The organism is Comamonadaceae bacterium OTU4NAUVB1 (assembly GCA_024372625.1).
GTDB lineage: Bacteria > Pseudomonadota > Gammaproteobacteria > Burkholderiales > Burkholderiaceae_C > Variovorax.
In genome coordinates this window covers 295,352-319,436 of record CP099605.1, presented here as the reverse complement: position 1 = coordinate 319,436, position 24,085 = coordinate 295,352, and the positions used below count along the sequence as shown (strand labels likewise).

Here is a 24,085-nt window from a genome sequence, read left to right as displayed (position 1 = left end):
GCGCTGGGCGAGTTCGGCCTCATCGCGCGCTACTTCAGGCGCCCCGCCACGCGCTCGCCCCTGGGCGTGGGCGACGACTGCGCCCTGCTGGCGCCGGCGCCGGGGATGCAGCTGGCGGTCTCCTCGGACATGCTGGTGGAGGGGCGTCACTTCCTGTCGACCGTCGCGCCGGCGCGCCTGGGCCACAAGGCGCTGGCGGTCAACCTGAGCGACCTGGCCGCCTGCGGCGCGAGGCCGCTGGCCTTCACCCTGGCGCTGGCGCTGCCGGCGGTCGACGAGGACTGGCTCGAGGGCTTCTCGCGCGGCCTCTTCGCCCTGGCCGACGCGCACGGCTGCGAACTGGTCGGCGGCGACACCACGCGCGGCCCGCTCAATGTCTGCATCACCGTCTTCGGCGAGGTGCCGCCCGGCGCGGCGCTGCTGCGCTCGGGCGCGCGCGCGGGGGACGACGTCTGGGTCAGCGGCACGCTGGGCGACGCCCGGCTGGCGCTGGAGGTGTTCCGCGGCACGCTGGACCTGCCGGCGGCCGCCTTCGCGCTGGCGCGCCGGCGCATGGAGACGCCCACGCCGCGCGTGGCGCTGGGGCTGGCCCTGCGCCGCGTCGCCACGGCGGCGCTCGACGTCAGCGACGGCCTGGTCGGTGACCTGCGCCACCTCCTGGAGGCCAGCGGCGTCGGCGCCACGCTCGACGCCGACGCCGCCGCCGCGCGGGTGGCGCTGGGCGCGCCGGGCGCCGACGCGGGCCTGGACACCGACCTGCTGCGCCTGTGCGCGCTCTCCGGGGGCGACGACTACGAGCTGGTGTTCACCGCCCCGGCCGCCGCCCGCGCCGCCGTCGAACGCGCCGGGCGCGATGCCGACACGCCGGTCGCGCGCATCGGCCGCATCGACGCCGAGCCCGGCCTGCGCATCGTCGACGCCGCCGGCGCCCCGGTCGCGCAGCGCTTCACCGCCTTCGACCACTTCGCGTGACGCCATCCGCCCACCCGCCCATGAACGCCCTGCCCGACCGTGTCCCCGCCGCGCCGTCCACAGCCCGCCCCACCTTCGCCTTCATGCGGACGCACCCGGCGCACTGGATCGCGCTGGGCTTCGGCTCGGGCCTCGCGCGCCGCGCGCCCGGCACCATCGGCACGCTGTGGGGCTGGGTGGCGTTCCTGGCGATGCAGAGCCTCGGGTGGTCGGACGCGACGCTGGGCTGGGTGATCCTGGCGGCGCTGCCGGTGGGCTGGTGGGCCTGCACCGTGACCGCGCGCCACATGGGCGTGGCCGATCCCGGCAGCATCGTCTGGGACGAGATCGTCGCCTTCTGGATCGTGCTGTGGCTGATCGCCCCGACCGGGCTGTGGGGCCAGATCGCCGCCTTCGCGCTGTTCCGCTACTTCGACGCCGCCAAGCCCGGCCCGGTGGGCTGGGCCGACGCGCTCTTCAAGCCCGACCCGACCGGCCGGGTGCGCTGGAGCGCGGCCGGCCTGGGCATCCTGTTCGACGACCTGGTGGCGGCCTTCTGCACGCTGTTCGTCATCGCGCTGTGGCGTGCCTTCGTCTGAGCGGCGGCGCCCGGCCCGGTCCTTCCCTCCCCCCGATCCGACGAAGTCCCCGATGAACGACGACACCCCGCACGGCCGCGACGCCGTCGACGGCGATGAAGGCGACGACCTCGCGGCGCTGACCGCGCGGCTGGCCGCGGCGCTGCGGCGCGACGGCCGCCTGCTGGCGACCGCCGAGAGCTGCACCGGCGGCCTGATCGCCGGCGCCTGCACCGACCTGGCCGGCTCCAGCGCCTGGTTCGACCGCGGCTTCGTCACCTACTCCAACGAAGCCAAGCACGACATGCTGGGCGTCGACGCGGCCTCGATCGCCGCGCACGGCGCCGTCAGCGAGCCGGTGGCGCGGGCCATGGCCGCGGGCGCCGTCGCGCGCTCGCGGGCCCGGGTCGCGGTGGCCGTGACCGGTGTCGCCGGCCCCACGGGCGGGTCGGCCGACAAGCCCGTTGGCACGGTGTGGTTCGGCTGGGCGCTCGACGGCGAGGTGCGCACCGAGCGCCGCCGCTTCGAGGGCGACCGCGCCGCCGTGCGCCGGGCCACCGTGCGGCACGCCTTGCGCACGCTGGTGCGCTGGCTCGAGACACCGCCGGGCGCCTGAACCGCCGGGTCCGGCCGGTGCGACGGCCGGCTGCGCCGTGCAGGTTTTGGCATTCAACGCCGTCGGCCGCTTCAAGTCGCGCGCCGAACCTGCCGATAAGCCTTCCATGAAGCCATCCCACTACCAGAACGCGGCGCCGATCCCGGGCCCGGCCGTCGCCGGCCTGCGCCTGTCCGAACTCATCGGCTCGCTCAGCCACGCGCTGGACATCACGGAGGGCCAGCCGCGCGGCCACTGCGTGCGCGCCTGCTGGATCGGCATGCACATCGGCCGCCAGCTCGGGCTGGACGAGGCGACGCTGCGCGACCTCTACTACACGATCCTGCTCAAGGACCTGGGCTGCAGCAGCAACGCCGCGCGCATCTGCGAGCTCTACATGACCGACGACCTGAGCTTCAAGCGCGACTTCAAGGCCGTGGGCGACAGCCTGCCGCAGATGCTGAGCTTCGTCTTCAGCCACACCGGGCTGAAGGCCGGGCTGTCCGACCGGTTGCGCGGCATCGTCAACATCATGCGCAACGGGCCGCAGATCGCCGACGAGCTGATCCAGACGCGCTGCACGCGCGGCGCCGACATCGCGCGCCAGCTGCGCTTCGGGGAAACCGTGGCCGAGGGCATCGCCAGCCTCGACGAGCACTGGGACGGGGGCGGCCGGCCGCAGCGCCTGGCCGGCGAACGCATCCCGCTGCACGCGCGCATCGCGCTGCTGTCGCAGGTGATCGACGTCTTCCACACCGCCGGCAACGCCGATGCCGCCCTGCAGGAAGCCCGGCGGCGCGCCGGCGGCTGGTTCGATCCGGCGCTGGTCAAGGCCTTCGAGCGCGTCGCGCTGGACCCGGCGTTCTGGCGCCACCTGGCCTCCCCGGGCGTCGAGGCGATGGTCTTCGCGATGGAGCCCGGGTCGGGCCGCGTGGTGCTCGACGAGGACTACCTCGACGACATCGCCGAGGCCTTCGGCCAGGTGGTCGACAGCAAGAGCCCGTTCACCAGCGGCCACAGCGCGCGGGTGGCCGACTACGTGGAGGCCATCGCGGCCGACCTGGGCATGGCCCCCGAGCGGCGTCGCTGGCTGCGCCGGGGCGCCCTGCTGCACGACGTCGGCAAGCTGGGCGTGAGCAATTCGGTGCTCGACAAGCCGGCCAAGCTCGACCAGGAGGAATGGGTGTCGGTGCAGCGGCACGCGCAGCACACCGAGGCCATCCTCTCGCGCATCGGCGCCTTCGAGGAGCTGGCGCGCATCGCCGCGGCGCACCACGAGCGGCTCGACGGCAAGGGCTACCCGCGCGGCATCGGCGCCGACCTGATCTCGCTGGAGACCCGCATCATCACCACCGCCGACATCTTCGACGCCATCTCCGCCGACCGCCCCTACCGCGGCGCGATCCCCGTGGCGGGCACGCTGGAGATCATGGCCGAGAGCGTCGGCACGGCCATCGACCCGGTGTGTTTCGAGGCGCTGAAGCGGGTGGTAGCGCGGGCGTGAGGCCGCGGCCGGCCGGCCTCAGGCCGCCGCGCAGCCCCCGGGCCTGAACACCCGCTCGGTCGAGGCCGGCGCGGCCGCCAGCCGGCCCGCCGGGCGGCGCGGCCGCGCCAGCAGCTCGCCGCCGCAGTTGGGGCAGGTGCCGCCCAGGCGGCGCATGGCGCAGTCGCTGCAGAAGGTGCATTCGAACGTGCAGATCCGCGCGTCCGCGGTGTCGGGGGGCAGGTCGCGGTCGCAGCACTCGCAACCCGGGCGCATCTGAAGCATGGCGGGGACTCCGGTCTTCCAGGCAATGGGCAATGAGGAATGGGCAATGGCGCGAACCCGGGGCCGGCGTTCGCGCGGGGCGCGCGTCAGTACGGCGGGGCGCGGCGCGCGCGCTGCGCGCGCGCCGCCTCGGTCCACCAGGCGAGGTCGTCGGCGAAGCGGCCGAAGGCGCGGTCGAGCGATTCGCCGGGCTTGCCCAGCGGCTTCGCCTGCTCGTCGAGCGTCTGCGCGATCGGGCCGACGGCCAGGGTGCTGGAGACCACCACCATGCCCATCTCCGAGAGGATCGGGTGCCAGGCCGCGCCCGCGCGCACGCCGGAGAAGCGGCCGGCCGAGTAGCTCGCGATGGCCGCCGGGCGCCAGAACCACTCCTCCAGGAAGTGGTCGGTCAGGTTCTTCAGGCCGGGCTGCGGGCCCCAGTTGTATTCGCCGGTGACGAAGACGAAGGCGTCGGCGGCGCGCAGCTTGCCGGCCAGCGTCTCCATCGCCGCCGGGGCCTCGCCCGGCGGGTACTCCTTGTACATGCGGTCGAGCAGCGGCAGGCCGACGGCCCGCGCGTCGATCAGTTCGGCCTCGGCGCCGCGCGCCTTGAGGCCGGCGACGACGTAGTCGGCCAGGCGGATGCCCTGGCGGTCGCGCCGGTACGAGCCGTAGAACACCAGCACCTTGTCGGCCATGGTCGTCGCTCCTCGGGGATGGGATGGGAGGCGCCGCTCAGGCGCCGTGGCACTTCTTGAACTTCTTGCCGCTGCCGCAGGGACAGGGGTCGTTGCGCCCGGGCGTGGCTTCCCTGCGGATCGTCTCCTGGCGCGGGCCCATGCTCTTCCAGAGCTGGCGCAGGTCGTAGACGGCCCAGATCGCCTTGCCGAATTCGTCGAGCCGGCGCTGGCTGACGCTGGGCGGGCCGTCCTCGCTGAACATCGAGACCTCGGGCTTGCCGGTGTCGTCCTCGGTCAGCGCGACGATGGCGTCGAGCGCGTCGTCGAGCATGCCGGCGGCCTCCTTGTCGCGCGGCGCGGCCCAGTCCTCGGGCCAGTTCTCGACGGCGAACATGAAGCCCAGGGCCCACACCTGCGCGAACGACGGGATGGCCTCGCCCGCGACCTCGGCGCGCTCGGCCTCGGGCAGCGAGGCGATGGCGCCGCGCGTGTCGAGCACCTCGGGCTGGTAGGCGCGGTCGTCGTCGAGCGCCTCCACGGCGGCGTCGAGCGCGGTCTCGATCTCCTGCCAGCGGCGCTTCCAGTGCCACACCAGCTCCATGTTGCGCGCGGCGACGAAGTCCTCGCCGAAGATCATCGGGAAATACTCGGCCGGCGGCACCGGGCGGCGCGAGCAGATCAGCGCGGCCATGAAGCCCTCGCAGAACTCCCACTGGGGGACTTCGTCGTCGTGCTCGCGCAGGGTGTCGAGCAGGCCGTCGAGGAGGTCGAAATCCTCGGGGCCGAGCGGCTTGTCGCCGGTGAGGGCGGACGACGTCGTCGGGGTCACGGCGCCGCCGGGGGCAGGCGATTCGTCGGGCGCGTCGGAAGGCAGGTCGGGAGCGGGCGTGGTCATGGCGAAGGCGGGCGGGGTCGGCGCGGGACGCGCCAGGGGATGGAAGGAAGTCGGGGCGACGGCCGGCCGCCGGGCGGCGCGGCGCGGGCGACCGGCGAAACCGGCCCTCTATGATGCAGCAGGCTCCCGGAGACCGATCATTCCCGCACCCACTTTTTCACCCTTTCCGGTCCGCTACACCGTCCTCGCGCTGTGCGCGGCCGGCTTCGCGGCCGGCCTGGGTGGCGTCGCGCTGGCGCTGCCCTCGCTCCCGGCGCCCGGCTGGACCGCGCTGGCGGCGGTCGCCGGCGCGCTGACCGTGCTGGGCCTGCGCGACCTGCGCCAGCCGCGCCACGCCGTCCTGCGCAACTACCCCGTGGTCGGCCACCTGCGCTTCCTGCTGGAGTACGTCCGCCCCGAACTGCGCCAGTACTTCATCGAGAGCGACCGCGAGGCGGCGCCGTTCTCGCGCGCGCAGCGCTCGCTGGTCTACCAGCGCGCCAAGGGCGAGCCGGACAACCGGCCCTTCGGCACCCAGCTCGACGTCGGCGAGACCGGCTACGAGTGGATCAACCATTCGGTCCAGCCGAGCCGCCTGGACGGCCACGACTTCCGCATCGTCATCGGCGGCGTGCCGGCGCCCGGCGCCGCGCCCGGCACCGGCTGCACCCGGCCCTACGAGGCCAGCGTGTTCAACATCTCGGCGATGAGCTTCGGCTCGCTCTCGGCCAACGCCGTGCTGGCGCTGAACAAGGGCGCGAAGCTCGGCGGCTTCGCGCACGACACGGGCGAGGGCTCGATCTCGCGCCACCACCGCGTCCACGGCGGCGACCTGATCTGGGAGATCGGCTCGGGCTACTTCGGCTGCCGCGACGACGACGGCCGCTTCAGCGAGACGCGCTTCGCGGAGAACGCGCGCGATCCGCAGGTGAAGATGATCGAGATCAAGCTCAGCCAGGGCGCCAAGCCGGGCCACGGCGGCGTGCTGCCCGGCCCGAAGGTGACCGCCGAGATCGCCCAGGCGCGCGGCGTACCCGAGGGCGTGGACTGCATCTCGCCGGCCGGCCACAGCGCCTTCTCCACGCCGGTGGAGATGATGCATTTCATCGAGCGGCTGCGCCGGCTCTCCGGCGGCAAGCCCACCGGCTTCAAGTTCTGCCTGGGCCACCCCTGGGAGTGGTTCGCCATGGTCAAGGCGATGCAGGCGACCGGCATCACCCCCGACTTCATCGTCGTCGACGGCGCCGAGGGCGGCACCGGCGCGGCGCCGGTCGAGTTCATCGACCACGTCGGCGTGCCGATGCAGGAGGGCCTGCTGCTGGTGCACAACACGCTCGTGGGCACCCACCTGCGCGATCGCATCGCCATCGGCTGCGCCGGCAAGGTGATCACCGCCTTCGACCTGGCGCGCGTGATGGCGCTGGGCGCGGACTGGTGCAATGCCGGACGCGGCTTCATGATGGCGCTGGGCTGCATCCAGGCGCAGACCTGCCACACCGGCTTCTGCCCGACCGGCGTGACCACGCAGGACCCGGTGCGCCAGCAGGCGCTGGTGGTGCCCGACAAGGCCGAGCGGGTGCGCAACTTCCACCGCTCCACGCTGCACGCGCTGCAGGAACTGGTGCAGGCCGCCGGCCTCGCGCACCCGCGGCAGATCACCGCCCACCACATCGTGCGGCGCATCTCGGCGACGGAGGTGCGGCTGCTGAGCAACCTGGTGATGCAGGTGAAGCCCGGTGCCCTGCTCGGTCCGCTGGACGACCAGCACACGGTGTTCCGCAACTACTGGCCGCTGGCGAGCGCGCACAGCTTCCAGGCCGTCGATCCGGCCGCCTACGCCGCCGCCCCGCCCACCGGGCTCGCCGCCATCGCATGAACCCCTTCCGACGCCGCGCCCGCGCCGCCGCACCGGATCGCGCCATGCCCGGACTCCCGCCCGCCACCAGCCAGGCACCCGGCGACTACGCGGGCTTCCTGCGCGCGACGCTGCCCCGGCAGCCCCTGGCCGTGGCCAGCCATCGCTTCGACGGCGAGCGGGTCTGGCTGAAGAAGGCCGGACCGCGCCACGGCGCCTGGCGCTACCGCGTGCTGGGCTTCATCGCCGCGACGCTGCGGCTGGACGTCCTGCGCCCGGTGCCCAACCCCGGCGGCCAGGCCGCCATCGCCATCGAGGCGCGGCGCCTGCGCGAACTCGGCGCCCTGGGCCTGCGCGTGCCGCGCGTGCTGGCGCAGCAGGACGACGGCCTGCTGCTGTCGGACCTGGGCGAGAGCCGCGCCACGGTGGTGGTCCTGCAGGAACGCCTGGACCAGGCCGCCGCCGCCGGCCCGGCCGCGCTGCTCACGGTGTGGCGCGACGGGCTCGACGCCATCGCCGCCGTCCACGCGCGCGGCACCTGCCTGAGCCAGGCCTTCGACCGCAACCTGGTGCAGTGCCCGGACGGCGTGATCGGCTACATCGACTTCGAGGACGACCCGCGCGCCACGCTCGGCCTGGCCGAGTGCCAGGTGCGCGACTGGCTGAGCTACCTGCACTCCACGGCGATGCTGGTGCGCGCCGCCACGCCCCAGGCCGCCGGCGCCCACTGGCACGCCGCGCTCGCCGGTGCCGACGCCGCGGTGCGCGCGCGCATCGCCGCCGCCGCGCGCCGCATGCGCTGGTTGCGCCACCTGCCCCAGGGACGGCGCTGGGGCCGCGACACCCAGCGCGTGCGCGCCTGCGCGCGGCTGCTGGCGCGCTGGCACGGCGACGAGGCCTGAGCCGGACCGGCGGGACGCGGTTCAGGCGGTGCGCCGCCAGGCGTGGCTGGACGCGGTTCAGGCGCCGGGGTCGGCCACGGCGGACCTGGCGAGACGCCTGGTGACGGTCCCGGTCCCGCGCGCCCGTGCGCTGCGTCGCTCAGCCGAAGGCCGGCGCCACTGCCACGCCCAGGGTCGCGAGCCGCTTGCGCATCGACAGCACCGCGCCGTCCTTGCTCAGCAGCCGCGCGCGGTGGGCGACGGCGAGGTCGATGAACATCTGGTCGTCGGTGTCCTTGCAGACGAAGGGCGCGCGCGCGGGCACGGCGTGGACGAGGTGCGCGGCGGCGTCGAAGGCGGCCAGCACGGCCTGCGGCGCACGGGCGTCGCGCGCGAGTCGCCGCGCGATCAGCGGATAGCCCAGCACGCGCGCGAGTTCGACGCGCATCGGCGGCGAGGCGATCCAGCGCAGCCCGCCCGCCGCCAGCGCGGCGCGCAGACCCGCCCAGCACGGATCGTCGAACACCAGCAGGTCGAGCGCGATGTTGGTGTCGATGACGACGGGCGCGGCGGGCGCGTCCGCCGCGCCGGCATCCACGACGTCGCCCACGCGACCGGCGGCGGCCTCAGTCCGGACCACGCGGCGTCCGCGCCGAGCCCGCCACCATGTCGAAGCGGAACAGACGGCACTCGATCGGCCCGTTCCACATCGGCACGCGGCGCGACTCCTTCAGGCGCATGCGCTTGGGGCACTGCAGGTCGGGCGTGAGCATCCAGGCGGTCCAGCCGGCGTAGTGCTTCTTCCAGTGGCTCGCGAGCTGCGCGAAGAACTCCCCGCCGTCCTCGGTCTGCGCCTGCTCGCGCCCGGCGGCGCGCGGCGCGGGCGCCTCGCCGTCGAAGCCGTCGTCGCGCTGCATCCGGGCCGGGCCGCCGCGCGCACCGCGCGCGGCCACGCCGCCGACCTCGATGCGCTCGCCGTAGGGCGGGTTGAGCATGATCACGCCGCCCTCGGCCGGGGGCATGCGCTGCAGCGCGTCGCCGCCCCGGAAATCGATCGACGCGGCCACCCCGGCGCGCTCGGCGTTGCGCTGGGCGAAGTCGACCATGCGGTGCGAGACGTCGCTGCCGAAGATGGCGGGCGGCACCGTGGCGGCCGACGCGGCGGCCGTGGCGGCGGACCGCTCGGCCTCGTCCTTCAGCGCCGCCCAGACGTGGGCCTGGAACGGCAGCAGCTTCTCGAAGCCGAAGCGCCGCTGTCCGCCCGCGGCCAGGCCGAGGGCGATCTGCGCCGCCTCGATGGCGATCGTGCCGCTGCCGCAGCACGGGTCGTACAGGGGCGCGGCCGACACCGCGCCGGTCTCCGGGTCCCACCAGCCGCTGGCCGCCAGCATCGCCGCGGCCAGCGTCTCCTTGAGCGGCGCGTCGCCCTTGTCCTGGCGCCAGCCGCGCTTGAACAGCGGCTCGCCGGAGGTGTCGATGTAGAGCGTGCAGGTGTCGGTGGTGAGGTGGGCGAAGACGCGGCAGTCGGGCCACTGCGTCTCGATGCTCGGGCGCACGCCGCCGGCCTTGGCGCGGAAGCGGTCGGCGATGGCGTCCTTGATGCGCAGGGTGGCGAAGTTCAGGCTCGTGAGGGGACTGTGCTGCGCCGTGGTCTCGATCTTGAACGTCTGCCTGGGCGTGAACCAGATCTCCCAGGCGACGCCGCCGGCGATGGCGTAGAGGTCGTTCTCGCTGCGGTAGTCGCCGTGCGCCAGCTCCACCAGCACGCGCTGGGCGAGCCGGCTGTGCAGGTTGAGCTCCATGGCGTCGCGCCAGGAGCCGCGCACGAAGACGCCGCCGCGCGAGGACATCAGGTCGTCGCCGGCCAGGCCGGTGAGGTGGTGCACCTCCCGGGCCAGGAAATCCTCGACGCCGGCGGCGCAGGGCAGGAAGAGTCGCAACTGGTTCATGGTGGGGGTCGTCCTCAGAGCGCCTTGCGCAGGTTGGCCGGCGCGATGCGCAGCGCCTCGCGGTACTTGGCCACGGTGCGTCGTGCGCACTCGATGCCCTGCTCCTTGAGCATCTCGGAGATCTGGCTGTCCGACAGCGGCTTGCCGATGTCCTCGGAACCGACGAACTGCCGGATGAGGGCGCGCACCGCCGTGCTGGAGGCGTTGCCGCCGGTCTCGGTGCCCAGCGCCGAGCCGAAGAAGTACTTCAGCTCGACCGTGCCGTAGGGCGTGGCCATGTACTTGGCGGTGGTCACGCGGCTGATGGTGGACTCGTGCAGGCCCAGTTCGTCGGCGATCTCGCGCAGCACCAGGGGGCGCATGGCCAGCTCGCCGTGGATGAAGAAGCTCTTCTGGCGCTCGACGATGGCGTTGGACACGCGCAGGATGGTGTCGAAGCGCTGCTGGATGTTCTTGATGAACCAGCGCGCCTCCTGCAGCCGCTGCGACAGCGCCTGGCTGCCTTCGCCCTTGTGCTGGCGCAGCGCGCCGGCGTAGATGTCGTGCACGCGCAGGCGCGGCATGACGTCCGGGTTGAGCGCGACGCGGAACTTGACGTTGGTGCCCCGGCCGGTGCGCGTGACGATCACGTCGGGCACGACGATGTTGCGCTCGACGTCGACGAAGCGCCGGCCCGGCTTGGGCTCCAGCGTGGCCACCAGCTGCAGCGCGGCGCGCACCGTCTCCTCGTTGCTGCGCACCAGCGTGGCCAGGCGCTTGAAGTCACGCCGCGCGAGCAGTTCCATCGGCTGGCGGCACACGGCGATGGCGACGCGGCGGACCTGCGCCACCGCCTCGGTCTCGTCCGGCCGCTCCAGCGCGCGCAGCTGGATCGTCAGGCACTCGCCCAGGTCGCGCGCCCCCACGCCCACCGGCTCCAGGCTCTGCAGCAGCCCCAGCGCGACCTGGAAGTGATGCACCAGACCGTCGAACTCGTCGTTGTCGTCGCCCGCCAGGCCCGAGGCCAGCGCGGGCAGCGAGTCCTCCAGGTAGCCGTCGTCGTCGAGCGATTCGATCAGGAAGGCCAGCGCGGCGCGGTCGTTCTCGCCCAGGCGCAGGCTCAGGGCCTGGCGGTGCAGGAAGGCCGCCAGCGATTCCTGGCTGCGCGCGAGTTCGGCCGCATCGGCGCGCTCGCCGTCGTCGCTGGAGGACGTGTTGCGCGCCGGCGCGTCGCCGCCCCATTCGCTGTCGTCGGGCGCCATCTCGACGGTGCCGTCGCCCTCCCAGTCGGGCTGGGCATCGGCGGCGGTGGAATCGGTGGCGTCGGCGCCCGGTGCGTCGCCTTCGGTCACGGCGCTGGTGGTCGAGACGGACGCCGTGGCCGCGGCGCCGTCGAGGAACGCGTCGGCGGCATCGGGGCCGTCGCCATCGCCGTCGTCGCGCCGCGCGGGCGCATCGGCCGCGTCGACGCCGAATTCCTCGCGCGCGGCCTCCTCGATCGTGCGTTCGAGGAACGGGTTCTCGTCGAGCATCTGCTCGACCTCCTGGCTGAGTTCGAGCGTCGACAGCTGCAGCAGCCGGATCGACTGCTGCAGCTGGGGCGTGAGCGCCAGATGCTGCGAGACGCGAAGGGAAAGGCCTTGTTTCACGGGCGTGGGGTCGGGGCGGCCGGAAGAGTCGAGAGAATCAAATCGATGCCGATGCGTTGAGGAAGGAGCCGAGGAATTGGAGAAAGGGAGAAAGGTGGGAAGCGAGGGAAGGCGAGGCACCGGCCGAAGCCTTCCGCGCCGCAAGCGCCGCGGATCGGGCGCCGCCGGCGCGCCGGTGCCCGGAGGCGCACGACCGTCCCTACATCTTGAAGTGCTCGCCCAGGTAGACCCGGCGCACCTCCGCGTTGTCCACGATCTCCGACGGCGTGCCCTGCGCCAGCACATGGCCGTCGCTGATGATGAACGCGTGATCGCAGATGCCCAGCGTCTCGCGCACGTTGTGGTCGGTGATCAGCACGCCGATGCCGCGCTCCTTCAGGAAGCTCACGATGCGCTGGATCTCGATCACCGCGATCGGGTCGATGCCGGCGAAGGGCTCGTCCAGCAGGATGAAGCGCGGCTGCGTGGCCAGCGCGCGCGCGATCTCCACGCGCCGGCGCTCGCCGCCCGACAGCGCCAGGGCGGGCGAGTTGCGCAGGTGCTCCACGCGCAGGTCGCCCAGCAGTTCCTCCAGGCGCTCGTCGATGCGCTGCTTCGACAGCGGGGCCATCCGGCCGCGCGCGTCGGGCTCCTCCTGCAGCTCCAGCACGGCGCGCACGTTCTCGCGCACGGTGAGCTTGCGGAAGATCGAAGCCTCCTGGGGCAGGTAGCTCAGGCCCATGCGCGCCCGCTTGTGGATGGGCATGTGGGCGATGGGCTGGCCGTCGATGCTGATGTCGCCGGCATCGGCGCGCACCAGCCCCACGATCATGTAGAACGACGTCGTCTTGCCCGCGCCGTTGGGGCCGAGCAGCCCGACGACCTCGCCCTTCTGCACCTGCAGCGAGACGTCCTTCACCACCTTGCGGCTGCCGTAGGTCTTCTGCAGGCCACGGGCGACCAGCCGGCTGACCGGCGCACCGGCGTCGGAGCGGGCCGCCCTGGCGCCCACGAGGTTGGCGTCGATGGCGTTCACTGCGCGGGCGCCCCGTTGCCGCCGCCGAGCGTGCCGCTGGGCCGCAGGCCGCGACCCGCCGGGGCCGCGGGCGGCGCCGGCGTTCCGGCGGCGCCTTCGGTCGCCGCGCGCGGCGTCAGCACGGCGCGCACGCGGCCGCCCTGGGCGCCGGCCGCCACGCTGGCGCCCGGCGGCACCGAGGAACCGTTGACGGTGAAGGTGTCGTTGCTCTGGTCGTAGATGATCATGGCGCCGGTCGTCTCGTCGTTGACCTTGCTGCCGATCAGGCGACGCATCACGGCGCGGCGGATGAACTTCACATTGTCGGCGCGGCTGTCGTACTCGATCACCTCGGACTCGCCCTCGGTCCATTCGTCGGCGCCGCTGTCGCGCTTCTGTTTGTAGTAGGCCAGTTTGCCCGGCGCGGCGGTCACGATGCCGTACTGGTAGCCCTCCGGATCCTGGCGCACGTCGATGCGCGCGCCGCGGATGATGATGGTGCCCTTGGTCACCAGCACGTTGCCGGTGAACACGCTCGTCTGCTTGAGGTCGTCATAGCGCAGGGCGTCGGCCTCGATGTTCATCGGCTTGGTGCGATCGGCCTTCTCGGCCGATGCCGGCACGGACAGGCCCGCGAGCAGCAACCCCAATCCCATCGACACGGCCAGCGCGGCGACGGAACGGGCCAGTTTTGAAGTGGAAAGCATTAATTGCAGGTTCATGGATGCAGGGAAGGCACGGAAGAAGCTGAGACTCGGCACCGCACGGGCGCAAAGGCACGAAACTTGCTCGAAGATTGTATGCGCCCATGCCGCGCATCGGCTCGCTCAGAACGAAGCCCGCCGAGGCGGGCCGGATGGCATGCGGGTCGGGGCCGCTTTTCACGCGCGCGACCCACGAAGTCGTCACCCGGACGTCGGGGCGACCGCGCTGCCACCTCCGCTGCTCGCGCCACGTCCGCCGTCTCCTTCCATCGCGCCCACCGCCCGGCGCTCGGCCTTCCGGACAGGGGTGGCGAGGCGGTGCGCAGTGCGGGGTGGCCGCCCCGGCGATCAGCCCTTCCGGGCTTCGACGATCAGCGCGTCCGTCACCTGCAGCGCGCGCTCCAGCGAGCCGGCCGTGCCGCCGTCCACATAGAAGCGCCCCGCCACGCCCAGCGCCGGCACGCCCTCGACCTTGTAGTCGGTGGTCAGCTGCATGGCACGCTTGGCCTTGCCCACGACCGTGAACGACTTGAACAGTTCGTTGAACTTCTTCGCGTCGACGCCCGGCTGCTTCTCGATCCACGCCGTGATGCCGGCGTCGCCCGAGAGTGGCTGGCGCTGCTGGTGGATGGCCTGGAACACCTTGAGGTGGAGTTCGTCGAGCTTGCCCATCGCCTCGAGCGTGTAGTAGAGCCGCTGCTTGGGCTCGGTGTCGGTGCCGACGAACGGCACCGGGATGCGCCGGAAGACGACGTCGGCCGGCAGCTGCTTGACCCAGCTCTCCAGGCGCGGCTCGAAGGCGGCGCAGTGCGGACAGTTGTAGGAGAAGAATTCGACCACCTCGACCTTGCCGGCGGGGGCGTCGGTCGGCACGCGCTTGCCCAGCACCTGGTAGTCGGTGCCGGCCTTGGGAGCGCCGCCCTGGGCGTGGGCGCCGGTCGCGGCGGCCAGGGGCAGCAGTCCGAGCGAGACGGCGGTCAGCGAGAAATCACGGCGTTTCATCATCAAAGGTTCTCCTGTAGGGCAGAGAGGAGCCCGAAGTCCGGCGGGGAGTTCCCGCGCCGCGTCGCTCCGGTTCCTGGAAGGACGGCCGGGACGGCCCGGCGTTCGATAAAGACAGAGGAAGGGCTTCAGCGCTGGACGCGCACCAGGTTCGATTCGAGTCCGCCGTTGTCGAGCCGCTCCTTGAGGCGGTCGGCGTCGTCCTTCTTGTTGAACGGACCGGCGCGCACGCGGTAGACGGTGCGCCCGGCCTGCTCGCGCTCGGTGACGCGGGCCTCGACGCCCATCAGCGAGAGCTTGGCGCGCTGGGCGTCGGCGTCGTCGTTGCTGCGGAAGGCGCCGGCCTGGACGAAGTACATGAACGGATCGGCCTCGCCCGCCGCGCCGGTGGCGGCACCGGCGCGCGCGCGTGCCAGGTCGCCCAGCGGATCGCCCGACGCCGCCGGCACGTTGGCGCTCGATGCCGAAGGCGGCTTCACTTCGGCCGGCACCGGCGCGCGCGTGGCGCGCGACGTGTTGGCGGGCGACGTGCCACTGCCGCGCGCGTCGGGCGCCACGGTCACGGGCGTCGGGCCCGAGCCCGCTCCGTCGGCGGTCGAAGGATTGAGCGGGCCGACCGAGGCGGGCTGCGTCGGCGTCGTGCGCGCCGCCTTGCCCGAGAGCGGCGCGTTCGGGTTCCAGTCGCGGTTCTTGCGTGCCTCGGCCTCGTCCTGGTCGGCCCCGCCGCGCTGGGTCTTGTTCATGAACGGAACCGGCACCTTGGTCACGTAGAGCGCGATGCCGAGCGCCACGCCCAGGCCGACGACGATGCCGATGATCAGGCCGATGGCCATGTTGCCGCGTTGTCTGTGTTTCATGGTCGGGGAAGGAGAAAACCGGGGATCGGGACGATCACATCTTGCGCGGCGCGCTCACGCCGAGGACGGCGAGGCCATTGTGCAATACGCGTGCCGTGGCGGCGACCAGCGCCAGCCGGGCACGCCTGAGCGCCTCGTCCTCGACCAGGATGCGTTCGGCGTCGTAGTAGCTGTGGTAGCTGGCGGCGAGTTCGCGCAGGTAGAACGTGACGTCGTGCGGCGCGAAGTCGCGCGCGGCGGCGGTGAGCATCTCCGGGTACTTGGCCAGCATCAGCATGAGCGCCTGGGCCGGCGCGCTGTCGAGCGCCGACAGGTCGGCTTCGGCGAGACCGGTCTCCTCACCGCCCCAGGCCGCCAGCACCGAGCAGATGCGCGCGTGCGCGTACTGGACGTAGTAGACCGGGTTGTCGTTGTTCTTCGCGACGGCGAGGTCGACGTCGAAGGTGTATTCGGTGTCGGGCTTGCGCGAGAGCAGGAAGAAGCGCACGGCGTCGGTGCTGGTCCACTCGATCAGGTCGCGCAGCGTGACGTAGCTGCCCGCGCGCTTGCTGATCTTGACTTCCTCGCCGCCCTTGACCACGCGCACCATCGTGTGCAGCACGTAGTCCGGATAGCCCTCGGGGATGCCGACGCCGGCGGCCTGGAGGCCGGCGCGCACGCGCGCGATGGTGCCGTGGTGGTCGGTGCCCTGGATGTTGACGACGCGGCGGAAGCCGCGTTCCCACTTGGCGATGTGGTAGGCCACGTCGGGCACGAAATAGGTGTAGCCCCCGTCGGACTTGCGCATGACGCGGTCCTTGTCGTCGCCGTAGTCGGTCGAGCGCAGCCACAGCGCGCCGTCCTGCTCGTAGGTCTTGCCGGCCGCCACGAGCTTCGCCACGGTGGCCGCCACGCGGCCGCTGGTGTAGAGGCTCGACTCCAGGTAGTAGTGGTCGAACCTGACCTGGAAGGCGCGCAGGTCGAGGTCCTGCTCGTGGCGCAGGTAGGCCACGGCGAACTGGCGGATCGCCTCGAGGTCGTCGATGTCGCCGGTCGCCGTGACCTCGCGGTCGTCGGCCTTGACGGTCTTGCCGGCCCGGAAGTCGGCGGCGATGTCGGCGATGTAGTCGCCGTTGTAGGCCGGGGCCTTCTCGCCGCTCGGCCATTCCGGATCGCCGGGCTTGAAGCCCTGCAGGCGCAGCCGGGTGCTCGCGGCCAGCGTCTGGATCTGCACGCCGGCGTCGTTGTAGTAGAACTCGCGCCAGACGTCGGCGCCCTGGGTCGCCATCAGGTTGCAGATCGCGTCGCCGAGCGCGGCCTGGCGGCCGTGGCCGACGTGCAGGGGACCGGTCGGGTTGGCCGAGACGAACTCGACCAGCACGCGCTCGCCGGTGGGCGGGCGGCGACCGAAGTCCGCGCCGGCGGCCAGCACCTCGCGCACCACTTCCTGCCTGGCGGCGGTCTTCAGGCGGATGTTGAGGAACCCGGGGCCGGCGATGTCGACCGCCTCGACCCAGCGCGCGAAGACCGGCGTGGCACGCAGCGCGGCGGAGATCTCCTCGGCCAGTTCGCGCGGCTTGCGCCCGAGCGGCTTGGCCAGCTGCATGGCCGCCGTGGTGGCGAAATCGCCATGCGCGGCGACCTTCGGGGATTCGAAGACGGCCCGTGCGCCAGCGCCGGGGGAGAAGGATTCGAGCGTGCTCGCGAGGGCGGCGAGCAACTCCTGTTTGACCAATAGCATCGACCGATTTTACCGGGGTGCTTCCCGGCCCCCGCGCGCAGCGTCATCCGCGCCGACCATGGAGGCGTTAACTAAAGCGGTCACACTGAACCACGGTGGATCGACCTGTACGCCGTTACTCCTACTCCTCCAAGGACTCCGCACCATGAAGACGTTTTTCTCCTCGATCGCCCTGGGCGCCTGTCTGTCGTTCGGCGCGGCCCATGCCCAGCCGGCGGCGCCGATGACGACGCCCTCGGCCGCGCCGCAGTCCTCGGCGCCGTCCCCGGCCCAGAACGCCTCGGAGCGCGCGCCGACCGCCCAGCAGAACAAGATGACGGCCTGCAACAAGGATGCCGCCGGAAAGAAGGGCGACGAGCGCAAGGCGTTCATGAAGCAGTGCCTGTCGGCCGCCGGCACGCCCGTCGCCGCCAAGGCCACGCCGCAGGAAAAGATGAAGACCTGCAACACCGGCGCCACCGACAAGAAGCTCAAGGGCGACGACCGCAAGACCTACATGAAGGCCTGCCTGAGCACGCCCGCGGCCTGACGCCGGAGCGACCCGCGTCGCGCGGCGCGCCGGGAGGTGCGGGCGCCGCGCCTGCGCCCGGTCCGCGTTCCCCGGCCGCGCCTCACTTGCCGTAGCCGCGCGCCAGGAACACGGCCAGCAGCGGGATCACCGCGAGGATGTGCGCCTGCACCATGACCAGGCGCCGCGTCTTTGCGATCTGCGCCTCGTCCGGCAGGCTGCCGTCGGCGCGCAGGGCCTTGCGCCAGCGCAGGAAGGCGAGCGTCGGGAAGATCGAGATCAGGCCGACCACGACGAACAGCGTGAGCTTCATGTGCAGCAGCGGATTGCTCCAGTACCACGCCGTCCCCTTGACGCCCAGCAGCGTGCGCGCCAGCCCGGTCGCGAGCACTGCCAGCGCGGCGAAGCCGTAGATGCGATCGACCCGCGCCAGGCGCTCGACCACGGCGGCGTTGAGCCACTGCACGCGGCACAGCGCGGCCTCGCTGGCGACGAAGACGACCATCGTCAGGATGGCCAGCAGGTGCAGGTAGGCGAGGATGGCTTCGAGGGTCATCGGGGGGACTCCGTGGGGATTTGGGCGCTCGGGACGGCGCGCGCCATTGTGCGGGCCGACGGTCCCCCGGCGGCCCAGAAATCGGCACGACCGTATTCGGCCCTCAGGAAGTCCAGCCACAGCCGCACGCGCAGCGGCAGGTGCTTCGCGCCCGGGAACACGGCATAGATGCCGTTGGGTGGCGCGGCGAATTCGTCGAGCACCGGCACCAGCGCGCCGGCCTCGATCTCGGCATCGATCTCCCAGGTGCTGCGCCAGGCGATGCCGTGGCCGGCCAGGCACCAGTCGTGCAGCACCTGACCGTCGCTGCAGTCGAGCGGGCCGTGCGGCTTCAGGTGCATGGTCGTGGTCGCGCCCTCCCCTTCGTCCCCCGCGCCGACGGGCACGCGGAAGGCCCAGCCGCGCGTCTGCGAAGCGTCGCTCGACAGCGTGAGGCAGGCGAAGCGCGCCAGGTCGGCCGGATGGCGCGGCGTGCCGTGGCGCTGCAGGAAGGCGGGCGTGGCGACGCAGCGGCGCCGGTTGTCGGCCAGCCGCAGGCCGACCAGCGACGAATCGGGCAGGTCGCCCACGCGCACCGCGCAGTCGAAGCCCTCGCCCGCCACGTCGACCACCCGGTCGCTCAGGTTCAGCGACAGCGTGACCTCCGGATGCATCGCGTGGAAGCGCGGCACCAGCGGCGCGACGTGGCGGCGCCCGAAACCCGCCGGCGCCGTCACGCGCAGATGGCCGCGCGCCTTCACGCCGCCCGCGCTCACGCCGGCCTCCGCGTCGGCGAATCCCACCAGCAGGCGCTGGCAGTCCTCCAGGAAGGCGCTGCCCTCGTGCGTGAGCGTCAGGCGCCGCGTGGTGCGCACGAGCAGCTTGACGCCCAGCCGCGCCTCCAGGGCGTCGATGCGCCGGCCGACGACTGCGCTCGCCACGCCCTCGGCGCGGGCCGCCGCGGCGAGGCTGCCGCGCGTGGCGACCGAGACGAAGGATTCGAGCTGGGTGAGGCGGTCCATGGGCCGGATTATCCGTGGCGGGCGAGGCTCCGATGGCACCCCCACCCTCCATTACCCTCATCCATGTCACGAATCCAACGCGCCGGCGATGCGCAATCCCCGCGCGCCGATCTCCTAAAGTACGACATCCGCCCGGCGGCGAAGCGCTTACGCTCGGAGCCCCCCGGCCGGCGCGCCACGGTTCGTCCGCACCCCTTCTTCATTCAACGAGGTTCCCCATGTCCGATCGCACCACCGTCCACGGCCTCCAGGTCGCCAACGAACTCCATCGCTTCATCGAGGACCGCGTGCTGCCGGCCACCGGGATCGACAGCGCCGCCTTCTGGAAGGGCTTCGACGCCATCGTGGCGGACCTGGCGCCGAAGAACGCGTCGCTGCTGGCCGAGCGCGACCGGCTGCAGGTCGAGCTCGACACCTGGCACAAGCTCAACCCCGGCCCCATCGCCGACATGCCGGCCTACCGTGCCCACCTGGAGAAGATCGGCTACCTGCTGCCGCAGCCGGCCGGCGTGCAGGCCACCACCGCCAACGTGGACGCCGAGCTCGCGCAGCAGGCCGGCCCGCAGCTGGTGGTGCCGATCCTGAACGCGCGTTACGCGCTCAACGCCGCCAACGCGCGCTGGGGCTCGCTCTACGACGCGCTCTACGGCACCGACGCCATCCCCGAGACCGACGGCGCCGAGAAGGGCCAGGGCTACAACCCGGCGCGCGGCGCCAAGGTCATCGCCTTCGCGCGCGACGTGCTCGACCAGGCCGCGCCGCTGGTCAACGGCTCGCACAAGGACGCCACCGGCTATGCCGTGAAGGACGGCGCGCTGGTCGTCACGCTGCACAGCAGCGCCACCGGCCTCAAGGACCCGGCCGCGTTCGTCGGCCATCAGGGTGATGCCGCGGCGCCGTCGTCGGTGCTGCTGAAGCACAACGGCATCCACCTGGACCTGCGCATCGACCGCGCGACCGCCATCGGCAAGACCGATCCGGCCGGCGTGTCCGACCTGGTGCTCGAAGCCGCGCTCTCGACCATCCTCGACCTGGAGGATTCGGTGGCGGTGGTGGACGCGGCCGACAAGGTGCTGGCGTACGCGAACTGGCTGGGCATCATCGAGGGCACCCTGACCGAGCAGGTCGACAAGGGCGGCAGGACCTTCACGCGCGGCCTCAACCCCGACCGCGAGTACACCGGCGCCGACGGCCGCCCCCTGAAGCTGCACGGCCGCTCGCTGATGTTCCTGCGCAACGTCGGCCACCTGATGACCAACCCGGCGATCCTGTACGGCACCGCCGGCAAGGAGATTCCCGAGGGCATCCTCGACGCCGTGGTGACGACCACCATCGCCACCATCGACCTGAAGCGCAAGGGCAACTCGCGCACCGGCAGCGTCTACATCGTCAAGCCCAAGATGCACGGCCCGGCCGAGGTCGCGTTCGCGAGCGAACTCTTCGGCCGCGTCGAGCAGCTGCTGGGCCTGGAGGCCAACACCGTCAAGCTCGGCATCATGGACGAGGAGCGGCGCACCAGCGTCAACCTCAAGGCGTGCATCGCCGAGGCCGCGGCGCGCGTGGCCTTCATCAACACCGGCTTCCTCGACCGCACCGGCGACGAGATGCACACCGCCATGCGCGCGGGGCCGATGCTGCGCAAGGGCGACATGAAGACCACGCCCTGGATCGCCGCCTACGAGCGCAACAACGTGCTGACCGGCCTGTCCTGCGGCCTGCGTGGCAAGGCGCAGATCGGCAAGGGCATGTGGGCCATGCCCGACCTTATGGCCGACATGCTCAAGCAGAAGATCGCCCACCCCAAGGCCGGCGCCAACACCGCCTGGGTGCCCTCCCCCACCGCCGCGGTACTGCACGCCCTGCACTACCACCAGGTCAGCGTGGCCGACGTGCAGAAGGAACTGGAGAAGATCGACGCCGACGCCAAGCGCGACCGCATCCTGGACGACCTGCTGCAGGTGCCGGTGGCGCCGAAGGCGGACTGGAGCGATGCCGAGAAGCAGCAGGAACTCGACAACAACGTCCAGGGCATCCTGGGCTACGTGGTGCGCTGGATCGACCAGGGCGTGGGCTGCTCGAAGGTGCCCGACATCCACGACGTCGGCCTGATGGAGGACCGCGCGACGCTGCGCATCTCCAGCCAGCACATCGCCAACTGGCTGGTGCACGGCGTGGTGACCTCGGCCCAGGTGAACGAGACCTTCGAGCGCATGGCCGCGGTGGTCGACGGCCAGAACGCCGGCGATGCGCTCTACCGGCCGATGGCCGGCAACTTCAAGACCTCGGCGGCCTACCAGGCGGCGCAGGACCTGGTGTTCAAGGGCGTCGACCAGCCCAGCGGCTACACCGAGCCGCTGCTGCACGCCTGGCGGCTGAAGGTGAAGGCCGCGGCCTGAACGCCGGACCCAGACATCGCTCATGTCGGGCGATGCTGGGGGGTTGAGGAACCTGCGGCATGATCAGACCCTCCTGAAATGTACAATTCAGACGTACGTTTCGACAGAGTTCCTTTTCATGCGGCACATTCCCCTCTCACAAGCCCGTGCCAACCTCGCCGACACCTTGCGAAATGTGGAGATCGGCACGGAACCAGCGTTGATTTCGCGCCGTGGCGAACCCGCCGCCGTACTGATGTCGATCGCGCAATTCCGGCGGCTGTCGGGTGCTTCGCGGAACTTCGCGGAGCTGCTCCACGACTGGCGCCAGCATCATCTCGATGGCGACGCTCCGGTCGACGACCCGTGGGTCGACGTTCGCGATCCATCACCAGGGCGCGACGTCGAATGGTGAGTTGGCTGCTCGATACCAACGTGCTCTCCGAAGCGACGCGCCCGGCGCCCGATGCGGGCGTGAAGGCGGCGTTGACGCGCCATGCCGGCGAACTGGCCATCGCGACGCCGGTCTGGCACGAACTGCGATTCGGATGGCTGCGCATGCCCGAAGGCAAGCGGCGCGATGCGATCGAGCGCTACCTGACCGACGTGGTGGGCTCGCTGCCCATGCTGCCCTACGACGCGGCCGCTGCGCGCATCCATGCCGAGATCCGCGCGGATCGTGAAAAGGCGGGTGTGGCGTTGCCCTTCGTCGACGGGCAGATCGCGGCGATCACCATCGCGCACGGACTGACGCTGGTCACGCGGAATCGGAAAGACTTCGTGTCCGTTCCTGGCCTGCGAACCACGAACTGGTGGAGTGCCGCCTGATGCCCTGCGCTGCCGATCCAGGTCCTGGTCCCTCGACTGCGGCCCCTCATCGACGGGTGGAGGCATCGACGATCCTCGCTTCGATCGATGCCGCGCTGTGCCCGCTGTGTGGCGCATCGAACGCCTGTGCCATGGAAGCAGCGCGTTCCAACGGCACTGCCGACGCACCGGCATCCTGCTGGTGCCTGTCGGTCGACTTCACGGCCGCGCTGAAGATGCCTCTGCCCGATGCGGCACGTGGCGTCGCCTGCATCTGTGCGCGCTGCGCGGCACGGGCCACCGCCGAAGCGGCCGCGGCTCAAGCGGCGAGCTGAACGGGCGAGCGGTCCCGCGACGATGACGGTGGCGGCGGTGCGAAGCCGTCGCCGGACGCGCCATCGCCCTGGTCCTGGTCCTGGCCCTGGTCGTCTTCCAGCACGTCCGTCGTGCCGTCGTCGCCTTTCACCTCGGGCTTCGGCATCTCGCCGACGGCCTGCGCATGCAGGCGCTGCTCGGTGACAACCTGGTGGATGAACTGCAGTTTGCCGACCGCCGCGCGCGGCAGCGTGAAGGGGTAGTAGTCGGACTGGCCCATGCTGCGCGAGAGTTCGTTGAGCACGTTGGTCAGGCGCACCCAACCGTTGAGGAAATCCAGGAACTTGGCCGCTCCCAGGTGGTCGGGCTGCCAGAGGTCCGCGAAGTCGAACAGGTCGGCCGAGAGCTCGACGTTGCGCGCATCGACGCCGAAGCTCATCGCCGTGTCCGCCGCGTCGGCCATGTGCAGGTAGTGCGCCCAGGTCTCGGCCCAGTCCTCCCACGGGTGCGCGCTGGCGTAGCTGGTGACGCAGCGGTCGGCCCAGTCGGGTCGCGGCCCCTGTTCGTAGTGCACGCGCAGCGCGTCCATGTAGTTGGCGCGCTCGTCGCCGAAGAGTTCGCGGAAATCGAACAGCCACTGCGTCGGGTAGACCAGCCGGTCCCAGTAGTAGTGGCCGATCTCGTGGCGGAAATGACCCACCAGCGTGCGGTACGGCTCGCGCATCTCGGCGCGGATCTGCTCGCGCACCACGTCCTCGGCCTCGGCGGCGTTCAGGGTGATCACGCCGGCCTCGTGGCCGGTGACGACGGGAGGTCCGCCGGGCACGTCGTTGAGGAAGTCGAAGGCCAGGCCGCCGACGGGGTCGGCGTGGCGCGTGACGATCGGCAGCCCCAGCACGAGCAGTTGCGACATCAGCCGTCGCTTGGCCAGCTCGAGCTTGTTCCACAGCGCGCCGTTGCCCTCGATCGACTGGTCGGGAATGGTGCGCGTGGCGCTGCACGACAGGCAGAAGCCGTCGAGCAGGCCGTGGCCCGTGCATTCGGTATCGTCGCCGGTGCGGGGCTGCGGCACCATCCAGTTGCAGCGCGAGGCCGTGTTGAAGTTCGCGCAGCGCCGCCACTGGCGCCCGCCATGGTCGCCATGGACCACGTACAGGTACGGATCGGCCCCATCGGCGTGGGCCGACTCCAGGGGCATCACGCCCAGCCGCTCGGTGACGTAGCCCAGGTGCGTGCCGCACGCCAGGCACTGGCTGTTGCGCAGGTAGACGGGACGGCCGCACTGGCACTGGTAGGCCCGGCTGATGGTGGGCGCGCGCAGTTCGACGGCGAGCGAGCCGCTGTCCTCCTCGCGGGGTTGCGCCATCTCGGGGCCGGCGTCGATCTCGGGCGGGACACGGCCGTGGTCGAGCGGTGGGCGGGAGTCGGGTGCGAAGGCGTCCATGGTGCGAGGAATGTCGGGGCTGGAAAGCGAAAGTGCGAGGCAGGGATTCTGGGCGCCTCCTCCT

25 protein-coding genes are annotated in these 24,085 nt (G+C 71.9%); 11 read left to right on the top strand and 14 right to left on the bottom strand.

The genetic code is table 11. The annotated features are described in order from the left end of the window. Window positions 1-3: 3 nt before the first annotated feature. The 4 genes from thiL to NF681_04885 all read left to right on the top strand — a co-directional run bounded on the left by thiL (window position 4) and on the right by NF681_04885 (window position 3,628). The gene (gene thiL / locus NF681_04900; protein UST55872.1) at window positions 4-972 is read left to right on the top strand and encodes a thiamine-phosphate kinase; all 969 of its coding nucleotides are present in this window, start codon (window positions 4-6) and stop codon (window positions 970-972) included. Between the two features lie 20 nt (window positions 973-992). After that, window positions 993-1,550, top strand: coding sequence for a phosphatidylglycerophosphatase A (locus NF681_04895; protein ID UST54546.1), 558 nt, complete (start codon window positions 993-995; stop codon window positions 1,548-1,550). A 52-nt stretch (window positions 1,551-1,602) separates the two neighbouring features. After that, window positions 1,603-2,145: a nicotinamide-nucleotide amidohydrolase family protein gene (locus NF681_04890; GenBank protein ID UST54545.1), complete on the top strand. Its 543-nt coding sequence runs from the start codon at window positions 1,603-1,605 to the stop codon at window positions 2,143-2,145. 106 nt (window positions 2,146-2,251) lie between these two features. Further along, the gene (locus NF681_04885) at window positions 2,252-3,628 is read left to right on the top strand and encodes an HD-GYP domain-containing protein (protein UST54544.1); all 1,377 of its coding nucleotides are present in this window, start codon (window positions 2,252-2,254) and stop codon (window positions 3,626-3,628) included. Window positions 3,629-3,646: 18 nt separating this feature from the next. Here the strand turns inward: NF681_04885 and NF681_04880 are convergent, their stop codons facing one another. The 3 genes from NF681_04880 to NF681_04870 all read right to left on the bottom strand — a co-directional run bounded on the left by NF681_04880 (window position 3,647) and on the right by NF681_04870 (window position 5,446). Further along, on the bottom strand, window positions 3,647-3,892 hold the full coding sequence (locus NF681_04880) for a DUF1272 domain-containing protein (GenBank protein ID UST54543.1): 246 nt from the start codon (window positions 3,890-3,892) through the stop codon (window positions 3,647-3,649). Window positions 3,893-3,978: 86 nt separating this feature from the next. Continuing rightward, window positions 3,979-4,569: an NAD(P)H-dependent oxidoreductase gene (locus NF681_04875; protein UST54542.1), complete on the bottom strand. Its 591-nt coding sequence runs from the start codon at window positions 4,567-4,569 to the stop codon at window positions 3,979-3,981. A 37-nt stretch (window positions 4,570-4,606) separates the two neighbouring features. Next, window positions 4,607-5,446 (bottom strand): UPF0149 family protein, encoded by an 840-nt coding sequence (locus NF681_04870; protein ID UST54541.1) that lies wholly within the window; start codon window positions 5,444-5,446, stop codon window positions 4,607-4,609. Between NF681_04870 and NF681_04865 the strand changes: the two genes are divergently transcribed. Continuing rightward, a complete protein-coding gene (locus NF681_04865; GenBank protein ID UST54540.1) occupies window positions 5,445-7,301 on the top strand; it encodes an FMN-binding glutamate synthase family protein in 1,857 nt (618 codons plus the stop codon). The genes NF681_04870 and NF681_04865 overlap by 2 nt on opposite strands. A 44-nt stretch (window positions 7,302-7,345) precedes the next feature. Further along, window positions 7,346-8,182 carry a hypothetical protein gene (locus NF681_04860; protein ID UST54539.1) on the top strand — a complete coding sequence of 279 codons (837 nt, stop codon included), beginning with the start codon at window positions 7,346-7,348 and terminating at the stop codon, window positions 8,180-8,182. Window positions 8,183-8,321: 139 nt separating this feature from the next. On the opposite strand, the gene NF681_04855 is transcribed toward NF681_04860, so the two are convergent. The 8 genes from NF681_04855 to argS all read right to left on the bottom strand — a co-directional run bounded on the left by NF681_04855 (window position 8,322) and on the right by argS (window position 17,015). Next, a complete protein-coding gene (locus NF681_04855; GenBank protein UST55871.1) occupies window positions 8,322-8,759 on the bottom strand; it encodes a putative toxin-antitoxin system toxin component, PIN family in 438 nt (145 codons plus the stop codon). A gap of 28 nt (window positions 8,760-8,787) precedes the next feature. After that, entirely contained in the window at window positions 8,788-10,110 is a 1,323-nt protein-coding gene (locus NF681_04850) for a THUMP domain-containing protein (protein UST54538.1), read from the bottom strand. Between the two features lie 14 nt (window positions 10,111-10,124). Then, window positions 10,125-11,738, bottom strand: coding sequence for an RNA polymerase factor sigma-54 (gene rpoN, locus NF681_04845; GenBank protein ID UST54537.1), 1,614 nt, complete (start codon window positions 11,736-11,738; stop codon window positions 10,125-10,127). A 199-nt stretch (window positions 11,739-11,937) separates the two neighbouring features. Then, window positions 11,938-12,729 carry an LPS export ABC transporter ATP-binding protein gene (gene lptB / locus NF681_04840; GenBank protein UST55870.1) on the bottom strand — a complete coding sequence of 264 codons (792 nt, stop codon included), beginning with the start codon at window positions 12,727-12,729 and terminating at the stop codon, window positions 11,938-11,940. Window positions 12,730-12,749: 20 nt separating this feature from the next. Next, a complete protein-coding gene (gene lptA / locus NF681_04835) occupies window positions 12,750-13,388 on the bottom strand; it encodes a lipopolysaccharide transport periplasmic protein LptA (GenBank protein ID UST55869.1) in 639 nt (212 codons plus the stop codon). A gap of 396 nt (window positions 13,389-13,784) precedes the next feature. Then, window positions 13,785-14,438 carry a thiol:disulfide interchange protein DsbA/DsbL gene (locus NF681_04830; GenBank protein ID UST55868.1) on the bottom strand — a complete coding sequence of 218 codons (654 nt, stop codon included), beginning with the start codon at window positions 14,436-14,438 and terminating at the stop codon, window positions 13,785-13,787. 128 nt (window positions 14,439-14,566) lie between these two features. Next, window positions 14,567-15,295, bottom strand: a complete 729-nt coding sequence (locus NF681_04825; protein ID UST54536.1) for an SPOR domain-containing protein — start codon at window positions 15,293-15,295, stop codon at window positions 14,567-14,569. A 34-nt stretch (window positions 15,296-15,329) separates the two neighbouring features. After that, window positions 15,330-17,015 carry an arginine--tRNA ligase gene (argS, locus tag NF681_04820; protein ID UST54535.1) on the bottom strand — a complete coding sequence of 562 codons (1,686 nt, stop codon included), beginning with the start codon at window positions 17,013-17,015 and terminating at the stop codon, window positions 15,330-15,332. A 145-nt stretch (window positions 17,016-17,160) separates the two neighbouring features. On the opposite strand from argS, the gene NF681_04815 reads away from it, so the two are divergent. Beyond that, window positions 17,161-17,544, top strand: a complete 384-nt coding sequence (locus NF681_04815) for a PsiF family protein (protein UST54534.1) — start codon at window positions 17,161-17,163, stop codon at window positions 17,542-17,544. A gap of 82 nt (window positions 17,545-17,626) precedes the next feature. On the opposite strand, the gene NF681_04810 is transcribed toward NF681_04815, so the two are convergent. Together NF681_04810 and NF681_04805 are read right to left on the bottom strand one after the other, a co-directional pair. Beyond that, window positions 17,627-18,079, bottom strand: coding sequence for a DUF2214 family protein (locus NF681_04810; protein ID UST54533.1), 453 nt, complete (start codon window positions 18,077-18,079; stop codon window positions 17,627-17,629). After that, window positions 18,076-19,080 (bottom strand): LysR family transcriptional regulator, encoded by a 1,005-nt coding sequence (locus NF681_04805; protein UST54532.1) that lies wholly within the window; start codon window positions 19,078-19,080, stop codon window positions 18,076-18,078. The genes NF681_04810 and NF681_04805 overlap by 4 nt, the downstream gene beginning before the upstream one ends. Before the next feature lie 218 nt (window positions 19,081-19,298). On the opposite strand from NF681_04805, the gene NF681_04800 reads away from it, so the two are divergent. From NF681_04800 to NF681_04785, 4 genes are all read left to right on the top strand, one after another. Beyond that, window positions 19,299-21,476 carry a malate synthase G gene (locus NF681_04800; GenBank protein ID UST54531.1) on the top strand — a complete coding sequence of 726 codons (2,178 nt, stop codon included), beginning with the start codon at window positions 19,299-19,301 and terminating at the stop codon, window positions 21,474-21,476. 118 nt (window positions 21,477-21,594) lie between these two features. Further along, complete coding sequence (locus NF681_04795) at window positions 21,595-21,870, top strand: type II toxin-antitoxin system Phd/YefM family antitoxin (protein UST54530.1); 276 nt, start codon at window positions 21,595-21,597, stop codon at window positions 21,868-21,870. Next, window positions 21,864-22,283: a type II toxin-antitoxin system VapC family toxin gene (locus NF681_04790; GenBank protein UST54529.1), complete on the top strand. Its 420-nt coding sequence runs from the start codon at window positions 21,864-21,866 to the stop codon at window positions 22,281-22,283. Before NF681_04795 ends, NF681_04790 begins: the two co-directional genes overlap by 7 nt. 56 nt (window positions 22,284-22,339) lie before the next feature. Continuing rightward, window positions 22,340-22,597: a cysteine-rich CWC family protein gene (locus NF681_04785; GenBank protein UST54528.1), complete on the top strand. Its 258-nt coding sequence runs from the start codon at window positions 22,340-22,342 to the stop codon at window positions 22,595-22,597. Here NF681_04785 and NF681_04780 read toward each other — a convergent pair. Further along, on the bottom strand, window positions 22,582-24,021 hold the full coding sequence (locus NF681_04780) for a putative zinc-binding peptidase (protein UST54527.1): 1,440 nt from the start codon (window positions 24,019-24,021) through the stop codon (window positions 22,582-22,584). The two genes, NF681_04785 and NF681_04780, sit on opposite strands and share 16 nt — an antisense overlap. Window positions 24,022-24,085: the final 64 nt, after the last annotated feature.